At 59.4% G+C, this 17,053-nt stretch carries 17 protein-coding genes; 7 read left to right on the plus strand and 10 right to left on the minus strand.

The window, feature by feature from the left end; all coding sequences use genetic code 11:
* Positions 1–63 precede the first annotated feature (63 nt).
* From sixA to C3F12_05395, 8 genes are all read right to left on the minus strand, one after another.
* Complete coding sequence (sixA, locus tag C3F12_05360; protein PWB47397.1) at positions 64–546, minus strand: phosphohistidine phosphatase SixA; 483 nt, start codon at positions 544–546, stop codon at positions 64–66.
* 2 nt (positions 547–548) lie between these two features.
* Entirely contained in the window at positions 549–1,085 is a 537-nt protein-coding gene (locus tag C3F12_05365) for a YbhB/YbcL family Raf kinase inhibitor-like protein (protein ID PWB47398.1), read from the minus strand.
* A gap of 387 nt (positions 1,086–1,472) precedes the next feature.
* Entirely contained in the window at positions 1,473–2,717 is a 1,245-nt protein-coding gene (locus tag C3F12_05370; protein ID PWB47399.1) for a hypothetical protein, read from the minus strand.
* A 42-nt stretch (positions 2,718–2,759) separates the two neighbouring features.
* On the minus strand, positions 2,760–3,443 hold the full coding sequence (locus C3F12_05375) for a hypothetical protein (protein PWB47400.1): 684 nt from the start codon (positions 3,441–3,443) through the stop codon (positions 2,760–2,762).
* Positions 3,436–4,206, minus strand: a complete 771-nt coding sequence (locus C3F12_05380) for a hypothetical protein (GenBank protein ID PWB47401.1) — start codon at positions 4,204–4,206, stop codon at positions 3,436–3,438. Before C3F12_05380 ends, C3F12_05375 begins: the two co-directional genes overlap by 8 nt.
* Positions 4,207–4,212: 6 nt before the next feature.
* Positions 4,213–4,911 (minus strand): hypothetical protein, encoded by a 699-nt coding sequence (locus C3F12_05385; GenBank protein PWB47402.1) that lies wholly within the window; start codon positions 4,909–4,911, stop codon positions 4,213–4,215.
* Positions 4,911–5,720: a hypothetical protein gene (locus C3F12_05390; GenBank protein ID PWB47403.1), complete on the minus strand. Its 810-nt coding sequence runs from the start codon at positions 5,718–5,720 to the stop codon at positions 4,911–4,913. Before C3F12_05390 ends, C3F12_05385 begins: the two co-directional genes overlap by 1 nt.
* 206 nt (positions 5,721–5,926) lie before the next feature.
* Positions 5,927–6,625, minus strand: coding sequence for a hypothetical protein (locus tag C3F12_05395; protein PWB47404.1), 699 nt, complete (start codon positions 6,623–6,625; stop codon positions 5,927–5,929).
* Between the two features lie 56 nt (positions 6,626–6,681).
* On the opposite strand from C3F12_05395, the gene C3F12_05400 reads away from it, so the two are divergent.
* Entirely contained in the window at positions 6,682–7,230 is a 549-nt protein-coding gene (locus C3F12_05400; protein PWB47405.1) for a hypothetical protein, read from the plus strand.
* 513 nt (positions 7,231–7,743) lie between these two features.
* Here C3F12_05400 and C3F12_05405 read toward each other — a convergent pair.
* Complete coding sequence (locus tag C3F12_05405) at positions 7,744–8,175, minus strand: VapC toxin family PIN domain ribonuclease (protein ID PWB47406.1); 432 nt, start codon at positions 8,173–8,175, stop codon at positions 7,744–7,746.
* A complete protein-coding gene (locus tag C3F12_05410; GenBank protein PWB47407.1) occupies positions 8,172–8,483 on the minus strand; it encodes a hypothetical protein in 312 nt (103 codons plus the stop codon). The genes C3F12_05405 and C3F12_05410 overlap by 4 nt, the downstream gene beginning before the upstream one ends.
* A 511-nt stretch (positions 8,484–8,994) precedes the next feature.
* Here C3F12_05410 and C3F12_05415 point away from each other — a divergent pair.
* The 6 genes from C3F12_05415 to C3F12_05440 all read left to right on the plus strand — a co-directional run bounded on the left by C3F12_05415 (position 8,995) and on the right by C3F12_05440 (position 17,016).
* The gene (locus tag C3F12_05415) at positions 8,995–10,485 is read left to right on the plus strand and encodes an aldehyde dehydrogenase (GenBank protein ID PWB47408.1); all 1,491 of its coding nucleotides are present in this window, start codon (positions 8,995–8,997) and stop codon (positions 10,483–10,485) included.
* A gap of 2 nt (positions 10,486–10,487) precedes the next feature.
* Positions 10,488–11,297: an amidinotransferase gene (locus C3F12_05420; protein PWB47409.1), complete on the plus strand. Its 810-nt coding sequence runs from the start codon at positions 10,488–10,490 to the stop codon at positions 11,295–11,297.
* Positions 11,298–11,384: 87 nt separating this feature from the next.
* Complete coding sequence (locus C3F12_05425) at positions 11,385–12,572, plus strand: aspartate aminotransferase family protein (GenBank protein ID PWB47410.1); 1,188 nt, start codon at positions 11,385–11,387, stop codon at positions 12,570–12,572.
* Positions 12,573–12,770: 198 nt separating this feature from the next.
* A complete protein-coding gene (locus tag C3F12_05430) occupies positions 12,771–14,396 on the plus strand; it encodes a hypothetical protein (protein ID PWB47411.1) in 1,626 nt (541 codons plus the stop codon).
* A gap of 135 nt (positions 14,397–14,531) precedes the next feature.
* Positions 14,532–15,044, plus strand: a complete 513-nt coding sequence (locus C3F12_05435) for an orotate phosphoribosyltransferase (protein PWB47412.1) — start codon at positions 14,532–14,534, stop codon at positions 15,042–15,044.
* On the plus strand, positions 14,995–17,016 hold the full coding sequence (locus tag C3F12_05440; protein ID PWB47413.1) for a hypothetical protein: 2,022 nt from the start codon (positions 14,995–14,997) through the stop codon (positions 17,014–17,016). The genes C3F12_05435 and C3F12_05440 overlap by 50 nt, the downstream gene beginning before the upstream one ends.
* Positions 17,017–17,053: the final 37 nt, after the last annotated feature.

Below are 17,053 nucleotides of genomic sequence, written 5' to 3' on the forward strand. Positions count from 1 at the left end.
GTAATCTCATTGTTGGCCCGCCACCGATCCCAACCGTTTCGTATGAAGACTCATCAGGAGACCCTACCCCTGGGCCAGCTCTGGGGTGAGGACCCACAGGAGCCGAAAACCCCGATCGGTCTTTACAAGACAGATCATCGTACCAGTGTCCGGTCGGATGATCTCTGTCTCGCTGTTCCCCAGCACCAGTGCGGAGATGAGGCGGCTCAGATGCGGCAGGTGACCGACGAGCATCAGGGGCTCCGTCGCTTCTTCCAATTGGCCGCGGACAGGTTCGAGTTCGGCGCCGGGCGAAAGACCTTCGGTCTCGCGGATACCGAGCCCGGGCAGCAGGTATTCGGCCAGAATCTCGGCAGTCTGTCTGGCCCTCAGCCTGTTGGAATGGCGAATTTCGCCGACCTCAATGCCGACGGACGCGGCGTATCGCGCCACCCGCATGACCTCCCGACGTCCGAGATCGCTAAGCGGCTTGGTCGGATCCTCCAGTTCGGTTTTTGCCGCTCCATGCCGCACCAGATAGTGCAGGACTGTCCGCTCTCCTGCCATCCCTATCTCCGGCGATAGGTGCCCATCAGTTCAGCCTGTGCCACAATATGACCTTGCATCGCCTGTTCGAGGTCCTTCTTGGTTGCGCTGGACGGTAGGCCCATGGTCGTGTCGAGGGCGTAGAGCTTGAAGTAATACCGGTGGATCCCGGACGGCGGGCAAGGGCCGCCGTATCCCACCCGATGGAAGTCGGTCGTACCCTGCTGTGTTCCATTTGGGAGTGAGGCCGTCTTGGGGAAGTTCTCGTCGAAAGCGCGGCTGCTCGCCGGGATATTCCACATCACCCAATGAACCCATGTCCCCATCGGTGCATCAGGATCATCTGAGATGAGGGCAAAGCTTACCGTCCCGGCTGGAGGATCGGTCCAACTCAGCGGCGGAGAGATGTCTTGCCCATCGCAGGTGTACTTCGGGGGAATCATATTGCCGGCCTGAAACGCCTGACTCTTCAGTTCCATGGTTGTCCCTCCTGCGCCGATCAGCAGCGCCGCAACCCCCATCACACCGAATCGCGTCAGTACATTCATCAAGAAAGTCATCCTATGGTCGTCCCGGTCACGCCTATGTCTTCGAAGAGCTCTACGATCTCTATGTGATGATAAGGAATGGTCGGTTATTACCATAAGTCGGAACATAATGGCACTATACTTCTACTGTTTGCAATCACAATCTCCCATTTCGCGCCCGCCTGTCGGATAGCATAAAGGGGACTACTGCTTGATTGAATTAATACCCGGACGTCATTCCCGCAGTCTTTAAGCGGGAATCCATTGATTTTACTGGATACCCGCTCCCCGCTTACAGCCTGCGGGGACAAGCTTCGCGGGTATGACGGCTTATGTGCGTTGACTGTCGCAATGACGCACTACATACATCAGGCGGCAGTTACACCCGGCAGGTTATAGAAACCTGAATCCCGAGACCCTTCACCCCTGTGCAATCCACTGGCGGTACCAGGATTGGTCGTACCCTTGAACCTCTACCTTCTCCGCGTCCTCCAGAACAACGAATGGCGATCTGGATTCCACCATCACGGCCACTTCTTCTCGAAACGGTAAGTCCCGTGGATCGGGTACCTCTTGCGGGGCGGTGTTGGCCAGCGTGCGGAGATCAGGCCCATGAGCCAAACCGGCCGGGTGTAACGTCATGAACCCATCCGCGATGTCGGGGCGAGCACCGTATCCCTTGTGATTGAAGAGCGCCTCATCCACCCAGTTAAGATGGTGATACGGCAGGCTATGAATCCAGCGGGGGAGGAATACCTGGATCGCCGCACCCTCATCCTCGCTCACAAACACGGTAAGTTTCTTCGGATCGAGATGAACGTGGGGCGAAGACAGCGCCACCAGTTCGTCGAGCCGCAGGATGAAGGGCCATATCTCGCCCTCCCATGCCACAACATCGAAGATCGGCGTAGCGCATGAGAGCAACGTGGGACCGGCAAGTTGTCGTTTGATAACCACCTGCGTGGCCTCAGCTCCGCTGAGCGGCGGCTGAAGTTCGGTAAGCGGCGTCGGCTCCGGCGGAATCGGTGCAGCCGGCGAAAATGGCCAGAGCTGCTGATCCCCCATCCAGTAGTCGTAGGGCCGAAACAGCCGTTTGGGAATTTCATACAGGAGGAGGGTGACCCTTCCGGTTAAGAGAAACGAGTAGGCGACACCCCGCGGCAGAAATATGAAATCACCTTCGCGAATGTTTTCGAGGAGCCCGAACTCGGTCATAAGACTGAGGGGATGTTGAGACCGATGAAGAAAATAGAGCTCATAGCAATCGGCATGACGAGTAGCCGGTTGCCACTTCCCGACGTCGCCAAAATCCCCATTGCAGACCCAAATGGTCGCATCGTGACTCGCGAGGATGGGGACCAGGGAGTTGGACGCAGTGTGCTCTGTCAGATAGAAGGCGCGTCTCTGAAGAGGATGACGTTCCGCAGTCGGCTGTGAGAGGTGCGCCCCGGATAAGGGATGGCGGGAGACAATCGTCTGGCTTTCAATGATGGGGGTTGGAGGATGCTCCAGCAGCAGTTCCGTACCGAATTCAAGCTTATAGCTCGAAAGGCCCCTCGGAGGGCGGCCGCTCCCGTGCCAGTCCTTGAGCCGCGTCTGATAGTCAACTCGAACCCTCCGTTCGGTTCGCGTGAGGTTCACCATCTTTGGTGCGTACCCCATCATCTCTTCGCTCCAGTCTGAGGGAGCCGTGCTTCCCGGCTCCTTTTATGCTTCGAACGGATCCCAGTCAGGCGGAATACTGTCGAAGTCGAGGATCCAGATCGGTGTACCGGCCTCTTGCAACTCCTCCAGGCACCGATAGAGCGCCTGGACCGTGGCATGGTGGAAGTGAGTGGGATCACGTTCAAACAGGTCGAGGCGCTGATTGAGCTCGAGGAAGGGACCTGCCGCCGGGTTTGGCGAGCGGAAGAGCGAGCCGGTGAACATCTGGAGCAGCCGGCTGCGATCATCATACAGGATGGGGGTGGTGTAGCGGACCCCCAACTGCTCGGTGATCCGACGATACACTTCGATCGGACCCCCCTCGATACGGAGCGCCACGTGCTGAATTCCTTCCCCACAGCACGTGATGATGTGCGAGACCTGCGACTCACCCATCCGGTCGATCCCCTCCACCGGCGCAATATAGCCGGCTCCAGACATCTTGCCGAGCTGGATGGCGACGGTCTTCATGCTGGAAGGGGCGTCAGGATCGGCGACATCGCGGCTTTTATAGGTGACATGGCCTCCCTGGATGGCGCGCATGAACAGATAGGCGGTCTCTCTGAGGCTCTGCGTGGCAAGTGCTGCATGATCAAGCTTCAACGTGAAGGTGTCCCATAGCTCTGCCAGGAGCAGATCCCGTTCCGCCTCGCTCAGACCGCCCGGTCCGCGCTGCGCTTTATCCATGCCCCTCGCTCCTTCTGACAAAGCTGGTTGCAAGCGTTCCAATTCCCTCGACCTCCATCTCAACGGTATCTATCGTCTTTCCGTCCAACAGCCATGGATACTTCCCGGATGTTTCGGCGATGGAGCCGCCGGCAAACGTCCCGGACCCGATGAGCGTTCCGGCGTCGAGAATCAAAGGCTGTTGAGACAGATAGGCGATGATTGTTGGGAATGTCCACAAGGTCGAGTCGGTGTACGCCTGGGCTTCCAGACGAACCTCGCCGTTCACCCGCAGGACGATCTTGGGGTTTCGCGTCGCGAATTCCGCATACCGCACAAAGCGCGGCCCCAGCACCTTCCCGAGGATAGATTTGCTTCGTGCGGGGCCAAGCCCGAGTTGAACGTCCTCGCCTTGAAGGCATCGGCAGGACAGATCATTGAGGATCGTTACGCGACCATGTTTCCGCAGAAACGCCTCGGCCTCTTCCTCGGTCCATCCTTCCTGTGTGGCCTGATCGAGCAGGAGCGCGACTTCGAACTCGTAGTCCGCTTTCCGGATCGAGCGGGGGATGTTTACCGTCTCGCCGGCATGATGGATCTCGTGCCGGCCGAGGGCGAGCGCATAGTATGCCCACCTTACCCTGCGAAGATCGAGACTGTTTTGAATCTCCTCGTCGCTGCGTCCCGAACTCCTGCCCATGCCGATGATGTGTCTGGCATCCGAGACGCCGTCCAGGAATCGGACCGGATAGGTGAGGGCGTCTTTAATCGAGGTAACGGTCATATCCCTTCACCTTCTGAGGCGAGCGATGATCTCGGCGTTCGCCTCCTGCCAGGGTCGTAGTGTTGGTGCGCCTGCCGGACAGGCATCCGGATCATGATGGGTGACGGCGACGTGGAATGTAGTGTAGAGGTTGTCGGGAAACCTCCGCCGAAGCGCCTCGTTGAGGGGTGACGTCCCGAGAGCAATGGCGGCCGTACCGATGACGTGCCCGCCGCGCTTGACGGCTGCGTCCGGGAGTCGAAATCCGATACACCGACCGCCGGTCAGGCTGGTCAGATTGAACGTCAACACCGAAGAGCCGGTCGGAAGGTCCCCCTCGACGGCCTCGCCGAACCGACCGCTGGGCCTGGTCTCGAGATAGACCGGTATGGCATCGACGACTTTCGAAAGCTGCTCGACGAAGCGCCGGGCCGGATCAGTCCCAGGAGCGAAAATGACGTGAGGCCGGAGGCCCTTCGTCGTCATCCAGCGCATCACATCTTCGACGAGCCATGACACATATTCCTGGAACTCCACGATCGCTTCTGTGGCAAAATAGGCCTCGAGATGCACCTGCGCCCCATCCGAATCCGAGGGGTACGCCAGATGCTGCCCGATCAAGAACGGCTCCGCCTCCTTGATGATCCTGCGCGCCCGCTCTGCGTCGAGGGTCGGTGACACGAGCGTTACGCCTTCAGCGATCCTCATCGAATCCCCCGCGTTCATTACGCGAGCACTTGTCTGGCCGAGTTGAGCCCTTCCCAGAAAATGTATAAGGCATCAAGTGCTCTCCGCCCACCCTCTATGAACCTCTCTTGATCGAACGTGGGGTGAGAAAAGGTGTCCAGAAGCTCGCCGTACACGTTCTCTCCGTGCCCCGTTTCAAGCTCGAAGTGATGCTGGAAAAAGCCGAGCGGAATCGGCTCCAGACCATACGGCAGGCGCTGATGTTCATTGAAACCCCTCAGTCCGATGATCAGTTGTTTCCAGAAATTTGTGGACTCCGTCTCGTCGCCTTTGCCGATTCCCCACGCCGCCCAGGTCTCGATGCCGTAACTGGCGCCCGTGGCAAGCCGCCAATCGAGACTTCCATAGGCCTTCTCAAGCTCAATCAGAAAGCGCCGTGTCGGCGGGGTGGCGGTTCGCCAGTTGCCCAGCCGCTCCGGATCCAGTTTGAGCGGCGCGCATGTCTCGCGCAACCATTCAATATGGGCCCACTCCGTTCTGAATATCTGGTTCTCCGGGGTCTTATCCGATCCAAGCCTCACGCCGCATTCGTTGACCAGGATGTGGCGCGCCAGCTTCTCGCTTTCAAGGTTCGTCGCACGGGCGACTCGCTTGGCCTGTATCGGGACAAAATGCTTGGAAAAGACGGCGAACTGTTCAAGGAAATGGATGACTTGAGCAGGGTTGACTTCGCCGCGACTGAACCAGATGCAGAACCGGTTGTTCCTGATGACTTGATGCCGATGGATCTTCAGTGCGATCTTCTTCCAAAAGGCATCGAATTGTTTCTGTCGGGCATCGCTCTGCATGGCGCTTTCTCCGATATGAGGAGGCCACGTAGCGTCATCGGTGGACCGGTAAGGATCACGCGAGAGGTATAAGCCCTCGCCTGTGCAGCTACTTGTAATCTAATCTGATCCTGAGCATACGTCAAGGAACGCGATCGAGCAGATCGCTACGCCTCCTCGCATGGAGAATCGATGCGTGACAGATCCGACCGTGTACCCTTTGCAGCTTACCTGTTGCGGCCCAAAAAGACCACCGTCCAGTAGTCGGTATAACGGGAGCCCTCGCTGATATGAACAAGACCGACGCCGACTTCATCGACCCTGCTATCGAGGATGTTGCGCCTATGTCCCTCGCTTGCCATCCAACTATCGAACTGCTCTCTGGCGGTCGCGTGGGTCCCGATATTCTCGGCGATCCAACGCCAAGGGGGCGCATACGCTTCTCCGGCCTCTTGAACCCGGTCGCCAGGATTCTGACCATCCGGGTTGATATGGTCGAAGAAATCCCGACAGGCCATATCCTTGCTGTGTTCGCTGGCCACGAGTGAAAGCATGCCATCGCGGGTCAAGGGGGCAAGCCCGGCGTCGGCTCTTGCGTCATTGATCAATGTGACCATCGCATCCTGTTCCCCTCCCTGGGGGATCGACCATTCTCTGCCGTCGGGACAGTGTCCTGTATGACAGCCACCCAAGCCAAACGATAGGAGGACGACAATAGAGACAAGTACGGTCCGCTTTGCAAGCCTTTGCCTCGTCACGGTGTGCTTGATATCGGTGTACGGCATATCCTCCCTCCGTAAATGTGCTACGGAAATCGTACGTGCACTGGGTTGGACCATGCTTCTGAGGGGCCGCTCATAATCACGAAGAAGTCGCCGGACGGGGAGGGTCCGGAATGTCGGACGCGAATCCGGGTATCCGACCATGTTGTGACGGGCAGAGGAGACGAGATCCCGTAGAGCGGAGCCTGAGGGTCGTCCTTATGTCTGATGTTCCATTCCAAATTGTCCAGGTCCTGCTGCCTCATCAGATGCACCTTTCGTGGCCCTTGCATGGTGCCGAAGTTGAGCCCCAGGATATCCATCTCTTCAGCCCCCATACCGACGTGTTTCATGACGAAGACGAGGCGACATGGTGCCGCAACGACGTTACGAAACTGACTCCTCGACTCCCATTCCGCCGGCTCAGTCGACCGAAGGACGATACGTTGCCCGAAACCCGACCGTCCTCCGCTCTTGGTTGGAATCAACAGGAACTCCCCGGCGGCCAGTCCATCCGTAGGGAGCCTCACGCGCATGTGCTGCCTCGCGAGCTCTCCCGGCAGCGGTTGAAGCACCCACTGCTTCTGGATGTCCGGGTTCTGTTGTTTGACATCGTCGCTCGGAACCAGGATCACCTCATCGTTGCTCGGATCCGGATTAGGGAAATCGCCATACAGATCGACAAACTGCCCCGGAGAGACCAGTTCGGGATGAACCCGAACAATCAGACCTCTGCCTTGCACCGCGCCTTTGGCAGGTGGACCCGATAGACCCTGCACCGTGAGTGGTACCTCATTAGACTCACGATGTCTACCCCATATCGCGAGACGATATTCCCCGGGGTCGCACCCCGTCACAAGGGTCACGATGCGATCCTCACGCCAGTCGACAATAGGGACCGGACAGCCAGGACTCGCGGGATCAAAATTCCCTGTGGGTCCGCCCACGACAGGGGCAAGAGAGACTCTCCTGGAACTGGACGGTCCGAGTGCCGTACCGAACGAGGCGCCATAGATTACCACAAGTTGTCCGGCCCTGACGTTCGCCGGCCCGGCAGAGTCGATCCTCGCGGCCCACGCGACGGTCGTTGCCAGAAGCAGCGTCATCGACACGAATGTTCCTGCTAAGACTCCCTTCATCTCTCCACCTCCCTGCTTCTCAGGTTCGGTCGTTGGTAATCTCGGCGTGACTGCCTCACGGCAATGCCGCGACGGGACATGCCACGTCCGGGCTACGGTGGCTCATGGGATGACGTATGCAGGTGATATCTCATTGAAGTCGTTTTAGGGTGTGAGTCGTGTGAACCCGTATTGCGTGAAGTGCTCATCGAAGCTGAAGGCCCATCGGCTGCGACGACGCTCCATCACTACAAATGACGTGGCATCCGCGAGAGAAAAGCTCTTATCCCGATACGTAATAATAAGTGTTCGGGCATTCGTGTAGTCGCGCTCGGTCACCCACTCTTCCGGAAAGGGCTGTGTCATCAGCCATGTGCGTGCGATGGTGTGGTGTGAGCGGATCAGGAACAGGGTATGGGCCTCGATGATTAGGACATTGGTGGTGAAAGGCTGGCATCTCTCGACCTGCATCGTGTGCCAGATACGCTTGGCTGCTTCGTGATTGTCGTCGTGGCGATTGGCCAATGCAACAAGCGCGCTGGTGTCCACGAGGACGGAGGCCCGATGGAGAGACCCCGCTTGAGGGCGGCCGGTCATGGCCGCTTTCTTGAACCGGCCAGGTAGTCGTCATGATGAATCGAGAGATCCTTGGGGCCGGAGAAGATGCCTACAATTCCTGAAATGTCTATCCGATCGGCAGACAGCCACTGTCGATGGGCAGGCTTCATTTTGGGCAGAATTGGCTGCACCGACTGATTGAGAAGCCGCTCTGCGGCCGGTGATGGCTTGGACTCGCCTCGCTCCCAGCGGCTGATAGTGCTGAAGCTTAACCCCAGTTCCTGCGCCAGCCGTTCCTGGGACCAGCCTAACTGCTTCCGAATCTGTTTGATTTCTTCCTTAGACATTGTTCCCTCCCGGGGCTACTATAGCAAATGCCTAAGCATACATCAAGGCTGCATAAATCCTAATAACAGAGATTGATATGGCAACCCGTTCATTTATCTGTCATTACCTCGACAGTTCCCCTCACCCCCGCCCTCTCCCCCAAAATGGGGGCGAGGGGTTCATCATAAAGGACTCCTCTCCCCGGGTACCCTCTGGGTTCGCAGAGGAGTGAGGTGGGGGGTTCGAGCTTTTATGTTCATACTGGGATACTTGAGGGCGCAGAACAGTTGGATTGCTTCGCTACGCTCGCAATGACGCATTTCGATCTCTTGGGGGAAACATCTTGTCCTCGTTTATGCTTCGCGCTAGATTATGAGTGTACGGATCGGGTCTTGATTCTTCTAGGGCGACGAGGTTGAGCGGCCGGTAGGGGAAGGACGACGTCGCTCACGCGGGAGAGAGACCCAATGCACTCATCGAGGCAGGGAGCGTCGAGGCGGCCTGCTTTTCGTATTTGCAGGAGGTAGGACGATGGACGGCAAGAACTATATCGCAGGCAGATGGGTAGAGGCGGTCGGAGGCGGCAGGTTCGAACGTCGCAACCCTGCCGGGTTCGATCAGGTGCTGGGTACGGTGGCGCTGTCGAATCGCGAGGATACGGAGCAGGCGGTCGCGGCGGCGAAGGCGGCCTTTGCCGGCTGGCGGGCGCTGTCACGGGTCAAACGCGGGGAATACCTTGATCGATTCATCGAGGCGGTCAAGGCCAGGACCGACGAGATTACCCGTCTCGTGGCTCAGGAGGCCGGCAAGGCATATAACGAGTCGAAGGCCGATGTGGTCGAGGGGATCCACATGGCGCAGTACATGTTCGGTCATGCACGGCTTGCCTCCGGTCAGGTGGTCGCCTCAGAGATCGCCGAGAAGGATGCGTATATGTTCCGCAAGCCGAAAGGGGTGGTGGCGGTCATCAGCCCCTGGAATTTTCCCTTCGCCATTCCCATCTGGCTGATCACCCCGGCGCTGCTTGAAGGGAACACGGTGGTCTTTAAACCGTCCGGCAATACCCCGTTGGTGGGGGAGAAGATCGTGGAATGTTTTGAGCGGGCCGAACTTCCGCCCGGCGTCCTGAATCTGGTTCACGGCACGGGAGAGGATGCGGGGTGGCCGATGGTCACCCATCCCGACGTCGAGGTGGTACTCTTTACCGGCTCCTATGGCGTGGGATCGCGGATCAAGGAGGCCTGCGTCAAGGATTATCGCAAGATGTACGCCTGCGAGATGGGCGGAAAGAATGCGATGATCATCTGTCAGGATGCCGACCTCGATCTGGCCGTCCGGGCGGCGATACTCAGCGTCTTCAAGACGACGGGGCAGCGCTGCACATCGGCCTCCCGTCTCATCGTCCATGAGAGCCGGCTGGAGGAGTTCGCGAATGCCTTCGTCGCCATGGCGGGGCGGATCGTCATCGGCGATCCTCTTGATCCGCAGGTCTTCATGGGGCCGCTCATCAATGAGTCGGCGATGAAGAAGGTCGGCTTCTATAACCTGCTGGCGAAGCAGGAGGGAGCAGAGGTGCTGCTGGATGGCGGGCGTCTGGAGGACGACGCCCATCGGCAGGGCTACTTCTTCAGCCCGTTCATCTATCGGATGACACATCGACACGATGCCAGGGTGCTCCACGAGGAGGTCTTCGGGCCGCATGTCGCGCTGATCCCCTTCCGAACGCCGGACGAGGCGGTAGCCGTTCACAACGATGTGGAGTACGGCCTGGCCTGCTCCGTGATCACCGAGGATTACCGGATCGCCCGTCGTCTTCGCGAGGAGTGTGAATTCGGCGTCGGCTATTGGAACCTGCCCACCATCGGGGCAGAGGTCCACCTGCCGTTCGGCGGATTGAAGAAGAGCGGGACAGGGGTGCCTGCATCGTGGCCGTTGTTGGATCTGGTCACGCACAAGGTCGCGTGGACCGTCGGTCACAGTCACGAGATCAAGATGGCGCAAGGTCTGAGCGCTGACGTGTAACGATGACCCGGCTGCTGATGTGTCGTCCCGACCACTACGGGATCTATTACGAGATCAACCCCTGGATGGACCGAAGGCGCCAGGCGGATCGGGCGGTGGCCCTGAGGCAGTGGGAGGGGCTGTATCGGCTACTCACCGATATGTTGCGGTTTCACGTAGAGTTGCTGCCGCCCATCTCGGGGCTGCCGGACCTCTGTTTCACCGCCAATGCCGGACTGTTGGTGAATGGCCTGTTTGTGAGTAGTCGTTTTCGATACCGCGAGCGCGAGGCGGAGGTGCCGTACTATACGCGGTGGTTTCTGGAGCGCGGTTACCGGGTCGCCTGTTTGCCGGAACCCGCCTTTTTTGAAGGGGAAGGGGATGCCCTCTTCTGCGGTGATCTGTTGTTCGCCGGGTACCGCTTTCGTTCGGAACTTCAGGCCCATCGTTTGCTTTCGGAACTCATTGGACGGCCGGTCTACTCCCTGGAGATGACCGATCCGTGGTTCTATCACCTGGACACCTGTTTCTGTCCGCTTCAGGCAGGCCGGGCGGCGTACTACCCGGAGGCGTTCAGTCCGGCTTCTCAACGGCTGTTAAAAGAAACGATCGCTGAGCTTATCCCGGTGACGGAGACCGAGGCCCGGCGCTTTGCCTGTAACGCGATCGTTGTCGGACAGGCCGTCGTGATGAATGCGGACTGCCCCCATCTGTCTCAGATGCTGGCCGAGACCGGGTATCGGGTCTACGAGGTTGGGACGACGGAGTTTCTCAAGGCCGGGGGCGGACCCAAGTGTCTGGCCCTCTTTCTGGATCGGGACGAATCATGGTAACTACAAGGTAGATAGGCTGTAGGCCTTTAGGCTATAACACCCTACAGCCTGTAGCCTATAGCCTCAACACCTGAGTAGGTACGAACTATGAACCATTGGATAGAGCGGGACAAGCGATACTTCATGGACACCGGTCACCGGCGTCTCGGAGTGACCATCGTCCGTGGTGAGGGCGCAAGGGTCTGGGACGAGGCCGGGCAGGAGTATCTCGACCTTATCGCGGGATGGGCCGCGTGCAGCCTGGGCCACTGTCATCCTGTTGTTCAGGAGGCGCTTCGGGAGCAGGCATCACGCCTCATTCTGGCCAGCCTTGATGTCTATACGATCCCGCAGATCGAGCTGGCGGAACTGCTGACCTCCACATGCGGTCTGGCCAAGGTCTTTGTGTGTAACAGCGGCGCCGAGGCAAACGAGGGGGCGGTGAAGCTGGCCAGGAAATATGGGAAGCTGCATCTGAACGGCGCGTATGAGGTCATCTCGACCCTCAAAAGCTTTCATGGCCGGACATTGGCGATGGTGGCCGCGACGGGAAAGCCGGAGTACCAGGCCACCTTTACCCCGCTCCCTGAGGGGTTCATCAATGTCCCGTACAACGATATCCCCGCCTTGCGGGCCGCCGTGCGCGATCGGACCTGTGCGATCCTGCTGGAGCCGATCCAGGGCGAGGGCGGGGTGAATATTCCGTCTGACCACTACCTGCAGGAGGTCCGCGCGCTGTGCGACGAACGCGGCATTCTATTGATCCTGGACGAGGTCCAGACGGGTTGCGGTCGGACGGGTATGCTGTGGGCGCATGAGCATTTTGGCATCCGGCCGGATATCATGACGGTGGGTAAGGGTCTGGGGGGCGGGGTCCCTATCGCCGCTTTCCTGGCCAATGAACGGGCCGCCTGCTTCGGGCCGGGCGATCACGGCTCCACCTATGGGGGCAACCCGCTCTGCTCGGCAGTCGCCCTCGAGGTCTTACGGTTCATCATGAAAGAAGACCTCGTCGGGAACGCGACCCGTATGGGACGCTACTTTCAGGAACGGCTTCTGGGCGTGCAAGAGCGGCGGGCGATAGTGAAGGAGGTTCGAGGTCGGGGTCTGCTGGTGGCGGTAGAGTTTACCGAGCCGGTCGCGCCGGCGATGGCCCAGGCCTGCCGTGAGCGAGGCCTGCTGATCAATCCGATTCCGCCTCGGACGATCCGATTCATGCCGCCCCTGATCATCACGAGCCAGGACATCGATCGAGCCGTCACGATCCTGGAAAGCGCCATAGAGCAGATCGCGTAAGCGACGCCGTCTTCCGATATTGTTCCGAAAGTCCCCCGTGTCATTGCGAGGCGAAGCCGAAGCAATCTCACAGTCGTTCGGGGCAACTACGGTGAGATTGCCGCGCTCCCTTCGGTCGCTCGCAATGACGAACTGGCGAATGGCGCGTTCTCGAACAAACTGTCTTACCCATGAGCTTGTCTGTATTGGAGGATCCCGATGACCGGGGCAGAGGCGGTTGTCGAGTGCTTGAAGGCTCAAGGGGTTGAGCTGATCTTTGGGATACGCGGCCTGCACATTGCGCCGGTAGCGGCCGCCGCCAAGATGCGAGGACTTCGATTCATTGAGGTCCGGAATGAGCAGTCGGCAGCCTTCATGGCCGATGCCTATGCCAGAGTGAGTGGCAAGATCGGAGTTGTGCTGGCTGGGACGGGCGCCGGTGCGTCCGCTACAATGATTGGGGTACAGGAGGCCTATTGCAGTTCCTCGCCCGTGTTACTCATTGCCAGCCAGATTGAGCAGGCCCATCTGCACAAGGGATGGGGGGATATCCACGAGGTCAAAGATCAGCATGGGCTGATCTCGACTGTGACTGAGGCCTGTTATGACGTGAAAAGCGCATCGGACATCCCTCTCTACCTGTACGAAATCTTTTCTCGAATGCAGAATGAACGGCCGAGACCATACGGTCTCGAGATCGCTGCCGACATTCTGAAGGAGGAACTTAGCGTACCTTTCGCATATCAGCCGGCAGTACGTACGCCGACACAGCCCGATGAAAAGCGGCTGAAAGAAGCGGTCGACCTGATTGCGGGGGCGAGACGGCCGGTCATCTATGCCGGTGGCGGCGCGATCGCTTCCGGCGCAGGCAACGTGATCGAACGATTGGCTGAATTGCTTCACGCCCCGGTCCTCACCAGCATCAAAGGTAAAGGGGCGATCTCGGAGGCTCATGACCTGTCGCTGGGCAACCTGGGAACCGAGGTGCCTGTGCAGTCGCTCCTGGCAACGGCTGATCTCGCGATCGTTGTCGGCACCCGGTTCAGCAATCGATCGACCGGCAGGTGGTCGTTGCGGCTGCCCCCGCGGTGGATCAGGGTCGATTGTGACCAAGGGCAGTTCGCCTCGACCCATCCGGACGTTCAAGGGCGCAACGTTGTCGAGTTGGTTGGAGACGCCCGCATAACGTTGGAGCGTGTTCTTGAACGGCTGGGCCGACAGTCGTTGCGATCGCCGGGCTTTGAGCGACCTGAGGTGATCGGGGCCAAACGCCGGGTCCTCGATGGCCTCAGGGCGCACTACCCGACCGAGTTGCGGTTGCTTGAGGTCATCCGGAACTCGTTGCGGCGTGATGCCGTCGTCGCCAACGATTCCACCGTTGCAACGTACTGGACCCGCAGGTACTTTGAGGTCTACGAACCCAGGACATTCCTCTGGGCGATGGGAAGCGGGACGATCGGGTTCGGGTTGCCGGCCGCCATCGGTGCAAAGCTCGCCAAATCTGACAGTCAGGTCCTGGCGCTGTGCGGTGACGGCGGATTCCTCTATTCCTGTCAGGAACTTTCGACCGCCGTGAAGCACCAGATTGCCATTGTCGTCTTACTCTTTAATGACAACGCCTTCGGCGTTGTGGATTACGCTGAACGGAAGGCAGGGCGACTCGTTGGCGATGAAGCGCTCAGCAACCCGGACTTTATCGCCCTCGCGCAATCGTTTGGAGCAATTGCGATGAGGGTGGACTCCCTTGATAGGCTCGGTGAAACCCTGCTCAAGGCGCTTGAGCGGAATAGACTGACCGTCATCGAGGTACCCGCAGCCTTACACGTCCCGCCGGATCTCGCCTGAGGGGCAGATCGCTCCAACACGGGGGACACCGTTACCCGCCTAATTTGTTTCAATATCACGGGTCGCTTCGGGTATAATGCGCGCATCACGTGAGACGTACCGCGCGTCGTTGACCACTTACAAGGAGGGGGACGTATGGTAAGGAAAGCGGTGATGGTGTCGGTCGCAGTGCTGTGTGGGATGCAGGCAGGTCCGGCAATGGCGGTGTCGAATCCCGATACGGGACCAGGGTGCGGCTTGGGGAAGCTCGCCTGGGCCGACTCTCAGAGGCAGAAGGACATTGCCCCGCAGGTCATGATGGCGACGACCAACGGGACCTTCGGCAGCCAGACGTTCGGCATCAGTTCGGGGACCTCCGGTTGTACCAATGACGGCAAGGTCTGGGGCGATGCCAGGACGACCATGTTCGCCGAGTTGAACTTCGACAACCTCTCCCAGGAGATGGCGCGAGGTCAGGGGGAGCATCTGGCCTCGCTGGCGACCTTGATGGGGATACCGGCCGATCAACACGGCGCCTTCTTCGCCATGACCCAGGAACGCTATACGTCGCTGGTCGAGGCGGGCGAGACCTCTCCGGCAGCGATGGTGAAGGCGATCCATGACGCGATGGCCGGTCATCCGGTACTTGCCAAGGCCTCTGTTCGGTAGCATTCAGTTGGTAAATGGGCTCTGGCCTTCCGGTCAGAGCCCATTCTGTTTTCTCGTTCGAGCCTCACCCCTGCTCGGCCTGATCATTGTCGTCGTCTGTCTCGCCTCGTCGCCGGTCGGCGCACAGCCGCTCGCCGCCGCCGCATATCTGTCCGAACTGCAGACCCAGGCGCGTGCAGCCAAACTTGCGGATGATCGTGAGTGGCACCTGCTTCTGCATTATCGCCCCCGTCTGTTCGGCGGACTCGAGAGCGAACAGGACGATCCGGGCTTTTTCTTGTCGTCGAAAGGAAAGACCGATCCTCAGGCGGAGCTCGATGCGACGCTGGCGCAATTCTTCTCATCGGAGTTGGTGGGACGGTCGCGGCAGCCGGCTCAATGCGCGTTCGTTGCGCGCTATCACTGGTTAAGGCAGCGATTGCAGTTCGACGATTCGCGCCTGCCGAAGCCGGCGTGCGAGCGATTCGACCGATGGGTTGCGGACTTCGAGGCCCGGTCGATCACGCTGATCTTTCCTTCGGCCTTCATGAACAATCCGGCCTCCATGTTCGGTCATACCTTGCTGCGGGTCGATCAGAAGGGCCAGACCGAGCAGACACGGATCCTCGCCTACACGATCAATTATGCGGCGGATGTCCCGCCGGACGCCGGTATCGCCTATCCGGTTCGCGGCGTCTTCGGACTCTACAGGGGCTACTTCTCAACGATCCCGTACTATCTGAAGGTCCAGGAGTATCGCGACATCGAGGACCGTGACATCTGGGAGTATCGCCTCAATTTTACCGATCAGCAGGTAGAGCGGCTGCTGATGCATGCGTGGGAGCTGGGTAATGCCTCCTTCGACTATTTTTTCTTTAAGGAAAATTGTTCCTATCACCTGCTGACGCTGCTCGATTACGCCGACCCGTCACTCCACCTTGCGGACCGGTTTCTGTTCTGGACGGTCCCGGCCGATACGGTTCGACTGATTGCATCCAAGCCGGGGTTGGTATCGGAGGTCACGTATCGACCAGCCCGCAGCAATATGATTCGGCGCAAACGGGCATCCCTCCCGCCGGGCGACCGCGCCCTGGCCGACCGCATCACACGCGATCCGGGTGAGCTGACGTCGCCGTCATTCGTCGACCGGAATCCCCAGCAACAGGCGTTCCTGCTCGATCTGGCATCGGACGTCTTGCGATACCGCATCGACACGGCTGATGAGCCATCCCCTGAACTGCGAGAGCAAAACCGGACACTCTTGACGGCCCGCAGCCGCATCAGGTTGCCGTCTGAGGATTTTGAGGTGGCGCCGTTTGCGAAACAGCCGGAGTCAGGGCATAAGACCTCCCGCGTCGGCGTGGGAACGGGGTGGCGGAATCGAGATACGTTTGAAGAGGTCACGATACGGGCGGGCTATCACGATCTGCTGGATCCGGAGGATGGCTATACCCCGGATGCTCAGATCGAGATCGCATCCGTGACGGTCCGTCATTACAATCGGGCGGATGAGACACGCGTTGAACGGGCGACCCTGGCCGATGTCTTCTCCCTGTCGCCGATTGATGCGGTGACCCATGCCCCGTCGTGGAAGATCAATGTCGGCATGCAGACGATCCGGCATCATGGCTGTCGACTGTGCCGTAATGGGGTCTTGGGTGGCGGCATCGGGGCCGCCGTTGAGTCTCGACTGCTGGGGCGTGAGGTCCTGTTCGCGTTTGCGGAGGCCGAGGGCAATTATAGTCGTGCCTACGACAAGCGGCATCGTATCGGCGGCGGCGGCACCGTCGGAATCGTGGCTGATCTGACGCCGTCTTGGCGAGCGATGGCGACGGGGACGTATCTGGGGTATGCGGTAGGCGAGCGATCCGACGATATTCGATGGTCTATCGGATCGCGCTACACGTTATCGCGGAATTGGACCCTTCGCATCGAGTATCACCATCGGGATCGCGATGACGATGCGGCGTTTGCGCTCCAGGCATTTTTTTAGCTGCGCCTCCGGCTCCTGTCATAGCCACTCGATGTCC

Source organism: Candidatus Methylomirabilota bacterium (genome assembly GCA_003104975.1).
GTDB lineage: Bacteria > Methylomirabilota > Methylomirabilia > Methylomirabilales > Methylomirabilaceae > Methylomirabilis.